Origin of the sequence: Brevibacillus brevis (genome assembly GCF_001039275.2) — a bacterium.
GTDB lineage: Bacteria > Bacillota > Bacilli > Brevibacillales > Brevibacillaceae > Brevibacillus > Brevibacillus brevis_C.
The window spans coordinates 5,725,512-5,740,000 of sequence record NZ_CP030117.1 but is presented as its reverse complement, the minus strand read 5'-3'; the positions used below and the strand labels follow the sequence as shown (position 1 = coordinate 5,740,000).

At 47.0% G+C, this 14,489-nt stretch carries 14 protein-coding genes, 4 tRNA genes and 1 rRNA gene (1 of these 19 only partly in view); 15 read left to right on the top strand and 4 right to left on the bottom strand.

What is annotated here, in order from left to right; genetic code table 11:
• The 13 genes from AB432_RS27305 to AB432_RS27245 form a co-directional block, all read left to right on the top strand.
• Window positions 1–1,585, top strand: a 23S ribosomal RNA gene (locus tag AB432_RS27305) (it extends 1,344 nt beyond the left edge of the window).
• 52 nt (window positions 1,586–1,637) lie between these two features.
• A tRNA-Asp gene (locus AB432_RS27300) sits at window positions 1,638–1,714 on the top strand.
• A 31-nt stretch (window positions 1,715–1,745) separates the two neighbouring features.
• Window positions 1,746–1,821 (top strand) — tRNA-Phe (locus AB432_RS27295).
• A gap of 5 nt (window positions 1,822–1,826) precedes the next feature.
• Window positions 1,827–1,902: transfer RNA gene (locus tag AB432_RS27290), tRNA-Lys, on the top strand.
• A gap of 40 nt (window positions 1,903–1,942) precedes the next feature.
• A tRNA-Gly gene (locus tag AB432_RS27285) sits at window positions 1,943–2,018 on the top strand.
• A gap of 146 nt (window positions 2,019–2,164) precedes the next feature.
• The gene (locus tag AB432_RS27280; protein ID WP_048034969.1) at window positions 2,165–3,808 is read left to right on the top strand and encodes a tetratricopeptide repeat protein; all 1,644 of its coding nucleotides are present in this window, start codon (window positions 2,165–2,167) and stop codon (window positions 3,806–3,808) included.
• Window positions 3,809–3,872: 64 nt separating this feature from the next.
• Window positions 3,873–4,832 (top strand): thioredoxin-disulfide reductase, encoded by a 960-nt coding sequence (gene trxB, locus AB432_RS27275; protein ID WP_048034968.1) that lies wholly within the window; start codon window positions 3,873–3,875, stop codon window positions 4,830–4,832.
• A gap of 235 nt (window positions 4,833–5,067) precedes the next feature.
• Entirely contained in the window at window positions 5,068–5,949 is an 882-nt protein-coding gene (gene rapZ / locus AB432_RS27270) for an RNase adapter RapZ (protein WP_048034967.1), read from the top strand.
• A 78-nt stretch (window positions 5,950–6,027) separates the two neighbouring features.
• Window positions 6,028–7,038, top strand: coding sequence for a gluconeogenesis factor YvcK family protein (locus AB432_RS27265; RefSeq protein WP_048034966.1), 1,011 nt, complete (start codon window positions 6,028–6,030; stop codon window positions 7,036–7,038).
• A gap of 8 nt (window positions 7,039–7,046) precedes the next feature.
• Window positions 7,047–7,994 (top strand): DNA-binding protein WhiA, encoded by a 948-nt coding sequence (whiA, locus tag AB432_RS27260; protein WP_048034965.1) that lies wholly within the window; start codon window positions 7,047–7,049, stop codon window positions 7,992–7,994.
• 49 nt (window positions 7,995–8,043) lie between these two features.
• Entirely contained in the window at window positions 8,044–8,301 is a 258-nt protein-coding gene (locus tag AB432_RS27255) for an HPr family phosphocarrier protein (protein WP_048034964.1), read from the top strand.
• Between the two features lie 127 nt (window positions 8,302–8,428).
• Window positions 8,429–8,611: a hypothetical protein gene (locus AB432_RS27250; RefSeq protein WP_048034963.1), complete on the top strand. Its 183-nt coding sequence runs from the start codon at window positions 8,429–8,431 to the stop codon at window positions 8,609–8,611.
• A 10-nt stretch (window positions 8,612–8,621) separates the two neighbouring features.
• Window positions 8,622–8,807, top strand: a complete 186-nt coding sequence (locus tag AB432_RS27245; RefSeq protein ID WP_007720438.1) for an H-type small acid-soluble spore protein — start codon at window positions 8,622–8,624, stop codon at window positions 8,805–8,807.
• Window positions 8,808–8,920: 113 nt separating this feature from the next.
• On the opposite strand, the gene clpP is transcribed toward AB432_RS27245, so the two are convergent.
• Together clpP and AB432_RS27235 are read right to left on the bottom strand one after the other, a co-directional pair.
• Window positions 8,921–9,523 carry an ATP-dependent Clp endopeptidase proteolytic subunit ClpP gene (gene clpP, locus AB432_RS27240; protein ID WP_007720441.1) on the bottom strand — a complete coding sequence of 201 codons (603 nt, stop codon included), beginning with the start codon at window positions 9,521–9,523 and terminating at the stop codon, window positions 8,921–8,923.
• Window positions 9,524–9,654: 131 nt separating this feature from the next.
• The gene (locus AB432_RS27235; RefSeq protein WP_048034962.1) at window positions 9,655–9,876 is read right to left on the bottom strand and encodes a hypothetical protein; all 222 of its coding nucleotides are present in this window, start codon (window positions 9,874–9,876) and stop codon (window positions 9,655–9,657) included.
• A gap of 215 nt (window positions 9,877–10,091) precedes the next feature.
• Here AB432_RS27235 and AB432_RS27230 point away from each other — a divergent pair, with 215 nt between their 5' ends.
• Window positions 10,092–10,565, top strand: coding sequence for a copper amine oxidase N-terminal domain-containing protein (locus AB432_RS27230; RefSeq protein ID WP_048034961.1), 474 nt, complete (start codon window positions 10,092–10,094; stop codon window positions 10,563–10,565).
• A gap of 215 nt (window positions 10,566–10,780) precedes the next feature.
• Complete coding sequence (locus tag AB432_RS27225) at window positions 10,781–12,016, top strand: branched-chain amino acid ABC transporter substrate-binding protein (protein WP_048034960.1); 1,236 nt, start codon at window positions 10,781–10,783, stop codon at window positions 12,014–12,016.
• A 253-nt stretch (window positions 12,017–12,269) separates the two neighbouring features.
• On the opposite strand, the gene AB432_RS27215 is transcribed toward AB432_RS27225, so the two are convergent.
• Both AB432_RS27215 and AB432_RS27210 read right to left on the bottom strand, forming a co-directional pair.
• On the bottom strand, window positions 12,270–12,404 hold the full coding sequence (locus AB432_RS27215) for a DUF4023 domain-containing protein (RefSeq protein WP_015893478.1): 135 nt from the start codon (window positions 12,402–12,404) through the stop codon (window positions 12,270–12,272).
• Window positions 12,405–12,439: 35 nt separating this feature from the next.
• The gene (locus AB432_RS27210) at window positions 12,440–14,308 is read right to left on the bottom strand and encodes a PAS domain-containing sensor histidine kinase (RefSeq protein WP_048034958.1); all 1,869 of its coding nucleotides are present in this window, start codon (window positions 14,306–14,308) and stop codon (window positions 12,440–12,442) included.
• Window positions 14,309–14,489: the final 181 nt, after the last annotated feature.

The following is a 14,489-nucleotide window of genomic DNA, read 5'->3' as shown; positions in this document are numbered from 1 at the left end:
TAAGGTTTCCTGGGGAAGGCTCGTCCTCCCAGGGTTAGTCGGGACCTAAGCTGAGGCCGAAAGGCGTAGGCGATGGACAACAGGTTGATATTCCTGTACCACCTCTGTTCCGCTTGAGCAATGGCGTGACGCAGGAGGATAGGGTGAGCGGCCTACTGGATGGCCGTCCAAGCAGTAAGTGTGGTGTGTAGGCAAATCCGCACACCGTTAAGCATGAGCTGTGATGGCGAGGGAAATTTAAGTACCGAAGTCCCTGATTTCACACTGCCAAGAAAAGCGTCTAGCGAGGAACAAGGTGCCCGTACCGCAAACCGACACAGGTAGGCGAGGAGAGAATCCTAAGGTGCGCGGGATAACTCTTGCTAAGGAACTCGGCAAAATGGCCCCGTAACTTCGGGAGAAGGGGCGCCTCGGTAGGGTTAATAGCCCGAGGGGGCCGCAGTGAAAAGGCCCAAGCGACTGTTTAGCAAAAACACAGGTCTCTGCGAAGCCGCAAGGCGAAGTATAGGGGCTGACGCCTGCCCGGTGCTGGAAGGTTAAGGGGATGAGTTAGCGCAAGCGAAGCTTTGAACCGAAGCCCCAGTAAACGGCGGCCGTAACTATAACGGTCCTAAGGTAGCGAAATTCCTTGTCGGGTAAGTTCCGACCCGCACGAAAGGCGTAACGACTTGGGCGCTGTCTCGGCAAGAGACCCGGTGAAATCATAATACCTGTGAAGATGCAGGTTACCCGCGACAAGACGGAAAGACCCCATGGAGCTTTACTGTAGCCTGGTATTGGAACTTTGTGCATCATGTACAGGATAGGTGGGAAGCTGAGAAGCAGGGGCGCCAGCCTCTGTGGAGCTGTCGGTGGGATACCACCCTTGATGTACGGAGTTTCTAACTCGTCGCCCTTATCGGGCGAGAGGACCATGCCAGGTGGGCAGTTTGACTGGGGCGGTCGCCTCCTAAAAGGTAACGGAGGCGCCCAAAGGTTCCCTCAGAATGGTCGGAAATCATTCGTAGAGTGTAAAGGCAGAAGGGAGCTTGACTGCGAGACCTACAAGTCGAGCAGGGACGAAAGTCGGGCTTAGTGATCCGGTGGTTCCGCATGGAAGGGCCATCGCTCAACGGATAAAAGCTACCCTGGGGATAACAGGCTTATCTCCCCCAAGAGTCCACATCGACGGGGAGGTTTGGCACCTCGATGTCGGCTCATCGCATCCTGGGGCTGAAGTAGGTCCCAAGGGTTGGGCTGTTCGCCCATTAAAGCGGTACGCGAGCTGGGTTCAGAACGTCGTGAGACAGTTCGGTCCCTATCTGTCGCGGGCGTAGGAAGTTTGAGGAGAGCTGTCCTTAGTACGAGAGGACCGGGATGGACGCACCGCTGGTGCACCAGTTGTCACGCCAGTGGCACAGCTGGGTAGCTATGTGCGGACGGGATAAGCGCTGAAAGCATCTAAGCGTGAAGCCCCCTCCAAGATGAGACTTCCCACAGCGCAAGCTGGTAAGACCCCTCATAGACGATGAGGTTGATAGGTTCGGTGTGGAAGCGCGGTAACGCGTGGAGCTGACGAATACTAATCGGTCGAGGACTTATCCACACATTCTTAGCAATCATGCGTATTCAGTTTTGAAGGAACAAACCTTCTATATGGAGCTGTGGTGAAGTTGGAGTTCACGCCGGTCTGTCACACCGGAGGTCGCGGGTTCGAGTCCCGTCAGCTCCGCCATTCTTATTCAAGAGTGGCGAACAAAGTATATGGCTCGGTAGCTCAGTCGGTAGAGCAGAGGACTGAAAATCCTCGTGTCGGCGGTTCGATTCCGTCCCGAGCCACCATGTACGAGCCATTAGCTCAGTTGGTAGAGCATCTGACTTTTAATCAGAGGGTCGAAGGTTCGAGTCCTTCATGGCTCACCAGTTTTTTCAATCGGACAAATATAAATAGTTGATAAGATATGCGGACGTAGCTCAATTGGTAGAGCGTCGCCTTGCCAAGGCGAAGGTCGAGGGTTCGAGACCCTTCGTCCGCTCCATTTTTGTTCGTAAACACCACTTGCTATGGGCCAGTGGTGTTTCTTGCTTTATCCGCTGAACACTTTAAAAGACGAGTCAGCTTGTAGGGTGCCGATGCTTCTGGTACGATACTTGGAGTGTAAGCTCCTACGATGTTGGAGGTTTTATGAAACATAACAAAAGTATTTTGAAGAAAACGACCGTCGTTGACTTTAAGCAAGATGCTGCTTTTTTTGTTGACCGAGGCATGCGTTGTTTGAATCGGTACGACTATGATAAAGCATTGCGTTCATTTCGCCGAGCAGTTGAAATGGAGCCGACGAATGCAGAATGCCACTGCCATTTGGCTAGTGCTTTAGCTGAGACCGGACAGTTTGAAGCGTCGAATGAAGTCCTCTATGAAGTGATAGAAAAATGGGACCCATCGATGACAGAAGTGTATTTTTACATGGCGAACAACTATGCCAACTTAGAAGATTACCATATGGCAGAAGAAATGGCTGTTCGCTATTTACAAGAAGATAGCACCGGACCGTATCGGGAAGATGCCGAAGAGCTCCTCGACTATATTTACTTTGAGCTGGACATGCCACCGCGCCACTTCCTCCCAAGTGAAAAAGAGGACGTATACAGCAAGCATGAACGAGCTCGTCGCAGTCTGGAAGAGGGACGTTTCCTGGAGGCATTGGATACCTTAAAAGAAATCATCGAGGCTGATCCTGACTTTTTGCCAGCGTGGAACAATTTGTCTCTCGCCTACTATTATGCTGGGGAATTCCAGAAGGCGATGGAGACAATCGAACAGACGCTGGATAAGGAAGAAGGAAACCTGCATGCACTTTGCAATTTGGCGGTTTTGCTCTCCCATCACAATCAAACGGTAGAGCTGTTGAGCTTGATTGATATGCTGAAAAAGGTCGTTCCGTTCCATCCGGAAAATACGTATAAGCTCGCAACAACAATGGGAGTGCTTGGCCAGCATGACGAAGCGTATTTCCATTACCAGCGCATGCTGCGAAATGGACGGCCACATGAAGCATGCACGTACCACTACGCTGCGATCTCCGCTTATTTGAGCGGGAAAAAGGATCAGGCACTGCGCTGGTGGCAAAAAGCCAAGCAGTTAGATCCAGAAGCAGGAATCGCAGATCAATACATTCAAATGGTAAAAAACGAACAAGAAGGGGAGACTATAAAACCGATCCCCTACCAATACAATACGACCCAGCGTGATGTTTCTTGGGAAAAGGCTTCATTCACGGGAGTGGAAGATTTTAAAACAGACCCGATGATCCGTGCTTCCCTTCTCTGGGCGTTGCAGCATGGACGCGATGAAGTGAAATTCGCCGTGCTACAAACCTTGTCTCTGATCGGAGACGATGAAGCGGAAACTGCGGTCCGTCAATTTTACTACCAGACGGATAACCAACAACTGCAAAAGCTGGCTTTGCTGGCTCTGGCTGATATGGGTGCAGACATGCCGGAAGGAACTCCTGATGAAGCGAATGGTTCACCGAAGACGGAAGAGGGAATGAGCAGTATAGAAGAAGGCATAAGCCGTTATTTGCTCTCGCAGGGCAAGCAAGAGGCTGGAGAATGGTGCCTTGATGCATGGCGCAAGCATCATGAATATGCCCAAAGTCGTGTACAAGTGCGAAAAGAAGTAGCGTGGATCGCAGCATTAGAATATGTATACGGAACGATAACGAACGAAAAACAGTCACAAGCCCTTCTAGCTCAAAAATACGGCATTTCTGCCGCTACCTTGGCAAAGTGCGTCAAAGTTTTGTCGACACTTGATTTTAAATAGATTATTACATTATAATTAATTTAAATAAGGAAACAGAACTGTGTGAGACGAGGAGGCAACAAGCATGAGCGATCAAAAAATTTATGATGTTATTATCGCCGGAGCTGGCCCTGCTGGAATGACGGCTGCTGTATATACATCCCGTGCGAACATGAGCACATTGATGCTGGAGAGAGGGATCCCGGGCGGTCAAATGGCGAACACGGAAGATATCGAGAACTACCCAGGCTTCACTTCCATTCTTGGCCCTGATCTCTCTACAAAAATGTTTGAGCATGCACAGCAATTCGGTGCGGAGTATGCTTATGGCGAGATCAAGGAAATCCGCGATGAAGAGCCGTACAAGCGCGTTATCACGGGTGACAAGGAATACTTGACCAAATCTGTTATTGTGGCAACTGGTGCAGAGCATCGTTTGCTCGGAGTACAAGGCGAAAAAGAATTGTCCGGCCGTGGCGTTTCTTACTGCGCGGTATGCGACGGTGCATTTTTCCGCAATAAAGAGCTGGTGGTTGTTGGTGGAGGAGACTCCGCGGTAGAAGAGGCTGTGTTCCTTACTCGCTTCGCTTCCAAAGTGACGATCGTTCACCGTCGTGATCAGTTCCGTGCACAGAAAATCCTGCAAAAACGCGCTTTCGATAACGAAAAAATCGAAGTGATCTGGGATACAGAACTAAAAGAGATCCGTGGTGAAGGCAAAGTACAAGCGGTTCTCTTGGAAAACACCAAAACAGGTGAACAAAGAGAATACCCAGCAGATGGTGTATTCATTTACGTAGGTATGGACCCATTGACTGCAAGCGTCCGTCCACTGGGCATCACCAACGACGCAGGCTACGTACTGACAGACGAAAAAATGAACACCAAAGTAAAAGGTGTTTTTGCAGCAGGAGATGTACGCGAAAAAATGCTGCGCCAGGTCGTGACAGCTACTGGAGACGGTTCTATCGCTGCTCAATCTGCTCAACACTATGTGGAAGAGCTGAATGAAAAGCTAAAGGAACAAAATGTCACAATCTCTTAACCTGCTTGTAACATGGGTGAAATAATTCAAGAGTAATCTATAGACAATGAATTGACCCCCTTATCTATATAAACAATTGTTGCGTGGCTGGCATTCAGTCACGCATCTTTTTTTCTAAAAAAGCATGTACGCTTGTAGAAGACGTCATTGGAAAAACTGGGGAAGCCGTTCAAAAAGGTGCGAATAAGGTCGACAATATGGTATGCTATTGTCAGAATCGTAGGAGGCGAGTTGCGTGACGGAATTGGGAAACGACAAGGCCATGAATCTCCTGATTATTACCGGAATGTCAGGTGCGGGAAAGACAGTTGCTGTACAAAGCTTGGAGGACCTGGGCTTTTTTTGTGTAGACAACCTACCCCCTGTACTGATTCCCAAATTTGCTGAGTTGGTCAAACAGTCTGGTGGGAGTATTGAGCGAGTCGCATTGGTGATTGACTTGCGAGGGCGTGAGTTTTTTGAAAATCTAGCCGTAACTATGGAGAGCCTCAATCAAATGAATGGATTATCGTACCACATCCTTTATCTGGATGCGAACGATCAGACATTGGTTTCTCGCTATAAGGAAACACGTCGCAGACATCCGCTTTCCCCGAACGGTTCGCCTTTGGAAGGAATTCACGCTGAGCGCCGTTTGTTGGAGGAAATGAAGGGCTGGGCGCATCAGATTATTGATACGAGTCAATTGAAGCCAGTTCAGCTTCGAGAAAAAATCATCAACCAATATGGTCAACAAGGATCACCACTTACGATTAATGTATTGTCGTTTGGTTTCAAATACGGCTCACCAATAGACGCTGACTTGATGTTCGATGTCCGTTTTTTGCCTAACCCGCATTATGTGGAGGATTTGCGTCCGAAAACAGGATGTGATCCAGAGGTGGCAGAGTATGTGATGCAGCACAAGGACACAAAAGAATTCTTAGAAAAACTTACAGACTTTTTGGGGTACACCCTGCCGCATTACCAGCGAGAAGGAAAAAGTCAACTTGTGATAGGAATTGGATGCACCGGTGGCAAACATCGCTCGGTCGCCATTGCAGAACATTTGGGAGAAACCTTTGGCAAAGATTTTTCTGTCCGTGTCAGTCATCGAGACATGGAGAAGAACAAATGAGCATAAGATGGCAGGAAAGACTGAAACGCGCATAAATAGCCACCTGTGGTATGTGTATTAGAAATAATGAGGTGACATATGCCTACTAAGGGAGTCGGGAGGCTACAGTCAAGGCCATTACGGGTAGTCGTTATTGGCGGAGGAACGGGTCTGTCCGTCCTTCTACGCGGTTTAAAGCACGAGCCGGTGCATATCACAGCGATTGTTACGGTAGCAGACGATGGGGGAAGCTCTGGACGTTTGCGAGAAGAAATGGATATGCTTCCACCTGGCGACATTCGAAACGTCTTGACTGCTCTGGCCGATACAGAGCCATTGATGGAAAAAGTCATGCAATATCGTTTTTCCACAGGCACGGGATTAGCAGGGCATAATTTGGGAAATCTATTACTTGCAGCGATGAACGAAATCACTGGAGACTTTGTCACCGCAGTCAAAACATTAAGCGGGGTTTTGGCAGTGCGTGGAGATGTATTGCCAGCTTCCACGCAATCGATTCAGTTGAAAGCGGAAATGACAGATGGATCTCTCGTAATCGGAGAATCCCAAATACCGTTGACTGGCAAAGAAATCAAGCGGGTGTTTCTTGACCCGGAGGATGCTGTTCCTCTGAGCGAAGCCCTGTTGGCTATTGCCGACGCGGATGCCATTTTGATTGGGCCTGGCAGCTTGTACACGAGTATCCTGCCCAATTTATTAGTACGCGGGTTATTTGAAGCGATTACACGCGCACAAGCCCCGAAAATCTATATTTGTAACGTCATGACACAACCGGGGGAGACAGACGGTTTTTCTGCATCCCGGCACGTGAATGTCATGTATGAACATGTAGATAGACCATTTCTGGATACGATCATTGTCAATTCAGCCGAGCTGCCTACCCATGTATTGGACAAATACGCGGAAAAAGGAGCAGCTCCTGTCCGATGTGATTTAAAGCAACTGCGCCAACTCGGTCTGCATGTTGTGGCGAGGCCGTTAGTCACATTTGAGGACGGTTACCTACGTCATGATGCACATGCTGTCAGCAAGCAGATTGTGTCACTGGTCAGACGAAGACGGAAGGTGCTGAAGATAGAGAAGGAGTAGTGAAGTCGATGTCATTCGCCGCGCATACCAAAAAAGAACTTACCATGACGGAGGGTGCCGATTGCTGCAGCAAGGCAGAGCTCTCAGCCTTGATTCGGATGAATGGAAGTCTGCAGTTTGGAGCCGGACGACTGGTGCTGGATGTGACGACAGAGAACGCGGCGATTGCCCGACGTATTTACACGTTAATCAAGAGGCTGTTTCAGATACACGCTGAACTGCTGGTTCGCAAAAAAATGCGTTTGAAAAAGAACAACGTTTACATTGTGCGTATTCCGAATAAGGCCAATGAGGTTTTGCAAGACTTGGGCATCATGGATCAAAGCCTGTCGTTTATCCCAGGAATCGCCCCTGAGATCGTGAAGAAGTCCTGTTGCCGCGCTGCTTATTTGCGGGGAGCTTTTTTGGCGGGGGGATCTGTGAATCATCCAGAGGCATCCAGCTATCATCTGGAGATTTTTACTTCCTATCAGGATTTTTGCGAAGCATTGACCAAGATCGCCAATCGGTATAAACTAAATGCCAAGTGCATCGAGCGGAAAAAAGGGTATGTTCTCTATATTAAAGAAGGCGAAAAGATTACAGAGTTTTTGAGCTTGATTGGAGCTCATCAGGCGCTTCTGTATTTCGAGGACGTTCGAATCGTAAAGGACATGCGGAACTCAGTAAACCGTTTACACAATTGTGAAATCGCCAACATAAACAAAACGGTGAATGCAGCCACCAGACAAATGGAAAATATTCAGCTCATCGATCAAGAGATGGGATTGGAGAATTTGCCAAAACGTCTGCGAGAGGTCGCGGAGCTTCGAGTGGCTCATCCTGACATCAATTTGAAAGAATTGGGTGAGATGGTGCCAAGCGGAGTAGTGAGCAAATCGGGCATTAACCACCGCTTGCGAAAAATTAACGAAATCGCTGACAAAATACGAGAAAAACAAAATATTTCGATGTAGATGCATGTTATACTAAAGGATAATAGTCTACAAGTGAGGAGGTCCATTCATGGTTCAACAGCAGGTCGTGGTCCAGTTAAAGACCGGTTTGCAAGCTCGTCCAGCAGCCTTTTTCGTTCAGGAGGCTAACCGTTTTGCATCGGAAGTATTCGTAGAAAAAGGCAACAAGAAGGTCAATGCGAAAAGCATCATGGGTATCATGAGCCTCGCAATCAGCTCTGGAACGGAAATTACCATTTTAGCAGAAGGGCCGGATGCCTCCCAGGCAGTCACCAGCCTTACGAATCTGGTAAGCAAAGAAGAATAGAGTCACGAGAGACACTTTTCCCGTATGGGAGGTGTCTTTTTTTGTTGATCATCTTGATGAATATGTATCAATTCACTTCGGGCAGGGCATTTCTAACCATGTATATTGCATGAAGGAGGAATGACACATGAGTAACCGTGATAAGTGTTACGAAGGCCGCGATTGTTATGATATGGACATTGATCGGATGGTGAACGAGGGACTGGGAGGTGGAGTTGTTTCCGACCAAAACGGCCTGATTGAAGAAACAACTGTAGACACGATGACAGGGGCGTCGTCAGCCAATCAAGCCCTTGAAGATGAGCAATAGGGAGCCGCTTATGAATGTAACGAGAGCACAGGCCATTATGAGCTCCGACGACCATATCAAGGTAGAGTACGAAGGACAAGCCGTTTGGATCGATGCTGTAGACGAAAAAACGTCAACAGCACGTGTACATGAGGAAAAAAATCCAGGACATAGCCGGACGGTCTATGTCAGTCAGTTAATGGAAGTATCACCATGATTCATCGAAAAAGCCGAGCAAACCAAGGGAAGCCTCTTGGGGCTTGCTCGGCATACAAAAAACACTCGGCCCGTAGTTCAGGCACGAGTGCTTCTTTTTTTACTAGGTATCTCTTATTTTTTGGAAGACGGTTCGGAAGTGATGACTTTGTCAATCAATCCGTACTCTACTGCTTCTGCGGCAGAGAGGAAGTTGTCGCGATCGGTATCCTTTTGGATGCGCTCCAAAGGCTGTCCAGTGCGTTCAGCCAGGATGGTGTTCAGATGATCACGCATCTTCAAAATACGTTTTGCGGCAATCTCAATGTCGCTCGCTTGTCCTTGGGCTCCACCCAATGGTTGGTGGATCATGACTTCACTGTTTGGCAGAGCAAAGCGTTTGCCTTTTGCCCCCGCAGCCAGCAGGAATGCTCCCATCGAAGCAGCCATTCCGATACAAATGGTGGATACATCTGGCTTGATGAAGTGCATAGTATCGTAAATTGCCATACCAGCAGTAATAGAACCGCCTGGGCTGTTTATGTACAAGTGAATGTCTTTCTCCGGATCTTCCGCCTGAAGGAACAACAACTGTGCCACAACGATATTGGCTACGGTGTCGTTGATTGGGGTTCCCAGAAAGATGATGCGGTCTTTGAGCAGGCGGGAATAAATGTCGTAAGCACGTTCCCCGCGGTTCGTCTGTTCAATGACGGTTGGAATTAAATTCATATGCATCTAGTCTTCCTCCTCTCTTTGTAACAATATCATACACAAAAGGTCAATGAAGGTCAAACACATAAGTGCGCGCCCTCACTACCATGTTTGCCAATTTCCCTCTGTCTAAACCTACTCGAAAAAGAAAACATTCATTCCTTAGAATTCTCATCGGCTTCGGTCAAATCGACGGCGAGTTTCAGCGTGGCTTTCATCTTTTTTCCCTTGATGATCGTATATTCATCGATTTGTTTGGCCTGTAGCTGATTGATGGCTTCCGCCAGCTCTTGTTGATCTTTGTATGGTTCAATGGTCAATAAGCATTCCTCGTCACTGGCCTCTTGATAAATGAGAAAAAAACGTTCCCCTGCCATGGTAAGCCTCACTTTCGAAAGTTATCCACAATGTTATGCACAGGTTGTGCACAAAAACATTTGTTCGTGGGATATTTTATTTTTTTCCTAGTCTTGTCATGTTTAGTGAGAGAATTACATAGGAAATGTATGGGATAAAAAAGAAGGAAAAAGTTGATTCGTGTCGAACTTTACAAAATTGGAATTCATTTCATGATATTTAAGGGGTGTTTATTATGCTTCGCAAGTTTTCTACAATGATGCTGACAGCGGCTCTTCTAACAGGAAGTGTAGCGGCAACGGCTGCGTTTGCCCAAACGGCGCCTGCGCCTGCTCCTGTACAGCAACAAAAAATCAAGGTTCAGCTAAACGGCAAGGAGTTCCCATTCCCACAAGAAATCGTTACTGAAAATGGTGTTGCGTATGTGAATGCGAGCACATTGGCGATTGCTTTGGGTGGTTCCGCAGCATGGGATAGCACGACCAAATCTCTGCTGGTTGCCAAAGACAATACGTACGCTCTGCGTATGTACGAAAACAAAAACTTTGCTTATAAAAACGGCAAAGAAACCAGTGTAGCAAATCCGCCACGTCCAGTGACCGGAGCAGTGCTCGTTCCTCTCGTATTCATTGCCCAAGAATTGGGTGCAAAAGTAGAGTACGATGCAAAAACGCTCACTTACAAGCTGAGCATTCCAATTAATTCCTAGAAATGAATGGAACTTCTCATCAAGATAGCCACTTCTATGCGTAGAAGTGGCTATTTGCTTTAATACGACACGTGTACGCCTCTATCAGCAGACAGCGATAGAGGCTTTTTAATTGATTCTTCTTTCAATCATTTCTATTGCAAATTTTCTAAAATATCCTACAATAAGATTGTGATTCATAGTTTGCTTATAAATAAAGAGGGGGATGTTTTGCTATGAAAAAACAGAAATCATTGTCGATACTGGCTGCAACATTTGCTCTGAGCACATTGCTCGCGGGCTGTGGTGGAGGTACAGGGACTGGTGGACAAAGCGCGACACCACAGCCGAGCAACAATAGCGGAGGAAGCACGGGCGGTGCAAGCGGAGCTACTGAGAAGCTCGTGATTGCTGTAGTTGGTCCGATGTCAGGTCAGTACTCCGATTACGGAAGCACAGCAAAAGCTGGTGCTGAATATGCATTGAAAGAAAAAAAGGAGGCATTCAAAGCACTTGGCTTTGATGTTGAATTGTCCGCGCAAGACGACCAGGCTGACCCGAAACAAGGGGTAGCAGTCGCACAAATGTTGATTTCAAATCCTGACGTAGTCGGAGTAGTTGGCCATGCTACAACAGGTGCTTCGATCACAGCAGCAGCGCAATACGAGCAAGAGAAGCTCGTAATGGTATCTCCTTCTGCAACGGGTTCAGATTTGACTGAGCAAGGCAAGAAGATCGTACACCGCATTTGTGCGCGTGATGATCAACAAGGCTCCAAGGCTGCTATTTTTGCCAAAAATCAGTTGAATGTCAAAACGGCGTTCGTTATGCATGACAAGGCTGCTTATGGACAAGGTCTTGCGGAAGAAGTGAAAAAGCAATTTGAAAAAGACGGCGTACAAGTTCTCGGCTTTGAAGGGGTAACGGCAGGCGAGAAGGATTATAGTGCGATCATCACCCAAATCCTTGCGAAAAATCCAGAGATGATTTACTTCGGTGGATACTACTCTGATGCAGGAATTATCGTGAAGCAAGCACGTGAAAAAGGCTTCAAAGGTGTCTTTATGGGTGGAGATGGCTACGACTCTGCTGACATGGTGAAAATTGCTGGTGCGGAAAATGCCAATAACGTAGTCTTTACTTCCACTGTTGGCGATATTGGTGCTACCGAAGACGGCAAGAAATGGATCACAGACTTCGAGAGCGCGACTGGCAACAAAGTAGGGATCTTCACTTCCTTTGGTTATGACTCCATGGGTGTTATGCTGAACGGACTGGAAGAAGCGATTAAAGCAAACGGCGGCAAAAAGCCAACTCGTGAACAAGTGCTGGAAGCTGTTCACAAAACCAAAGATTACAAAGGCAAATTCGTTAACGTAACATTCAATGAAAAAGGCGACAACGACTTTGCTTCCGTATACGTGTACAAGTATGAGGATGGAAAGAAAGTATTTATGGGTGAAGCGAAGTAATTCTTCATTATGAACAAGCCGTTTGGGACATACTACGTTTGGCATGAATACCAGAATGAAAAGGAAGGGATTCTGTTGTCAAACAATCGTAATACGAAGAATGGCGGCAACCAAGGACACAGCAGCAAGACGCAAGGCACCCAGAAGCAAAAGTCCGAAAAAGATCGTAACCTGAATAAGCAGGATCCACAATAACAATGACAAAAGCCCACCCGTTTTAGCCAAAGGAGCTCAACGGGTGGGCTTTTGCTTGTTAAATACCTTGCTTGCTAGGCAAACGTTTTTCGGGATGACCGTAGCCCTGATGCTGTCTGCTTCGCAGGTTTTTCGCTTGGGATTCGCGAATTTTGGCCACGAACTCACTCGTGCTCATTTTGGTGAAATCCATAGGGTACCTCCGCTGATGATGAGATGTACACCTCTCTAGGATGACCCAATTTGGTCTGGTACAATCGGCAGTGTTATCTCTACCACTGTACCTTCGTGCTCCCTGCTTTTAATTTCCAGACTGCCGTTGTGGTCTTTCATGATTTTGCTGCTGATCATGAGGCCGAGGCCAGTCCCGTTTTCTTTTGTCGTGAAAAAGGGGGCACCCAGCTTGTGAATCATTTCTTCAGAGATTCCACAGCCAGTATCCGTGAGCGTAATGAGTACTTGATGATTGTCTTTTAAGGCGGTGGCAATAAGAACCTCACCATGTCCGTCGATTGCTTCGATGGCATTTTTAATGATGTTGATAAAGACCTGCTTGAGCTGGTTTTCTTCTCCCGCAATGATCGGATGGTAAGCAAATGCGGTACGGAAATGGATGTTTTTCAAATTTGCTTCCGACCTCAATAGTGCCAAGACGTTTTCCAGCAAAGGGATGAGCGGAAGAGGTTTGATTTGGATGCTATGTGGCTTTGCCAAGACTAGCAATTCACTCACAATAAAATTAATCCGGTCCAATTCAGAGAGCATGATGTCGGCGTACTGCTGGTTATCATTCATGCTCGGATAAAGAAATTGGATAAAGCCCTTCAAAGATGTGAGCGGATTGCGAATCTCATGAGCGATTCCAGCAGCCAGCTCTCCAATCACGGACAGCTTCTCAGCCTTCCGTAATAATTCCTCGTTATTTCGGCGTTCTGTAATATCGCGCGATACGATGATAAAGCCATCACAATCTCCCGTTTTCGTCAGGATGGGGGCACCCTTTGATTCGAGGACGATCCATTTGTTATATTTCGTTTGGAAACGAAACTCGCATATTTTTGGTTCTTGGGTCGCCAGTAAATGATGAAAGTGGTCAATGACAGTTTGTCGATCTTCTGGATGAATCTCGGCAAAGGTGAGCTGACGGCAATGTTCACTCGTTTCGATTACGCGTGAATGCGAAGGGGAGAGATAGAGGATATCCCCGTTCTTGTCCGTAATCAGAATAAGATCATCTGTGTATTCCGAGATGATTTTGTTCGTATTCTCGCTTTTAAACAAGGCGGCCTCAGAGTATTTGCGTTCGGTGACATTTCGCGAGACTAACATGATGTTTTGGACGTCTCCTCCCGCGCTTAAAATGGGGATACCGCGTGTTTCGAAGGAGACCTCGTTTCCGTTCCTATCCATAGAGCGCGTCTCGAAATGAACGGGTTGTTTCGTTGCCATGATCTCTTGAAATTTGTCCCGGAACATAGGGACATCCTCTGGATGTGTGAGTTGCAGATTGTTAGGGGAAGTAACCTCGGCTGGAACAAATCCCAATTGCTCGATTGATGGGGATGCATAGATGCGTCGCATGGATAAATCATAAATCGTCACGATATCCTGGGTATGATCAATGAGGAGACGATATTTGGCTTCAGTTTGACGCAAGGCCTCTTCCATTTTTTTGCGTTCGGAAATGTCACGGGTAATGCAGGAAGCACCAATAATTTTTCCGGTTTCATCTTTGATTGGAGCAGCCGACAGAATGACATCCATCTTCGTTCCATCTTTTCGCTGCCTGATGGTTTCGTAATTGGTTAGTAATACACCCATGCTCCTGACCGCATCAAATAACTGTTTGGTCTCGTTCCTATACTCGTATGGAATAAAGCAAAGCGGTGAAGCGTAAATCTCCTCCATGGACCAACCGTAGTATTGCTCAAAAGCATGATTCACCAGGACGATATTGTTATCGAGATCACTAATCGAGATGGCATCTGTCGTGAAGTGAAAAAATGCTTTTAATATTTGATCTGGAAATAACACTTGTGTGATTTCCTTTTTTGAGCGTTTCTTTTTCCATAAGAAAGGGGTATTAAGCTTGTTCATCAGATTTCCCCCGCATAGTCTATCAAGGATTTGAGTGAGATAGCGTTGTCGTAACTATTCGAGATATAGAAGCCATTTTCCTATCAAAAATTGGAATAGTTTGCTATTCCATAATGAATTGGTGATGCATGAAGGTTCTGACTCGCATGGAAATCAGCTATAATGAAAGTTAGAAAAAAGT

What these genes read in the sequence shown, in the direction of transcription:
- AB432_RS27280 (WP_048034969.1), top strand. Translation starts at nt 2,165, where the DNA reads ATGAAACATAACAAAAGTATTTTGAAGAAAACGACCGTCGTTGACTTT.
- trxB (WP_048034968.1), top strand. Translation starts at nt 3,873, where the DNA reads ATGAGCGATCAAAAAATTTATGATGTTATTATCGCCGGAGCTGGCCCT.
- AB432_RS27265 (WP_048034966.1), top strand. Translation starts at nt 6,028, where the DNA reads ATGCCTACTAAGGGAGTCGGGAGGCTACAGTCAAGGCCATTACGGGTA.
- whiA (WP_048034965.1), top strand. Translation starts at nt 7,047, where the DNA reads ATGTCATTCGCCGCGCATACCAAAAAAGAACTTACCATGACGGAGGGT.
- AB432_RS27255 (WP_048034964.1), top strand. Translation starts at nt 8,044, where the DNA reads ATGGTTCAACAGCAGGTCGTGGTCCAGTTAAAGACCGGTTTGCAAGCT.
- AB432_RS27250 (WP_048034963.1), top strand. Translation starts at nt 8,429, where the DNA reads ATGAGTAACCGTGATAAGTGTTACGAAGGCCGCGATTGTTATGATATG.
- AB432_RS27245 (WP_007720438.1), top strand. Translation starts at nt 8,622, where the DNA reads ATGAATGTAACGAGAGCACAGGCCATTATGAGCTCCGACGACCATATC.
- clpP (WP_007720441.1), bottom strand. Translation starts at nt 9,523, where the DNA reads ATGCATATGAATTTAATTCCAACCGTCATTGAACAGACGAACCGCGGG.
- AB432_RS27235 (WP_048034962.1), bottom strand. Translation starts at nt 9,876, where the DNA reads ATGGCAGGGGAACGTTTTTTTCTCATTTATCAAGAGGCCAGTGACGAG.
- AB432_RS27230 (WP_048034961.1), top strand. Translation starts at nt 10,092, where the DNA reads ATGCTTCGCAAGTTTTCTACAATGATGCTGACAGCGGCTCTTCTAACA.
- AB432_RS27225 (WP_048034960.1), top strand. Translation starts at nt 10,781, where the DNA reads ATGAAAAAACAGAAATCATTGTCGATACTGGCTGCAACATTTGCTCTG.
- AB432_RS27215 (WP_015893478.1), bottom strand. Translation starts at nt 12,404, where the DNA reads ATGGATTTCACCAAAATGAGCACGAGTGAGTTCGTGGCCAAAATTCGC.
- AB432_RS27210 (WP_048034958.1), bottom strand. Translation starts at nt 14,308, where the DNA reads ATGAACAAGCTTAATACCCCTTTCTTATGGAAAAAGAAACGCTCAAAA.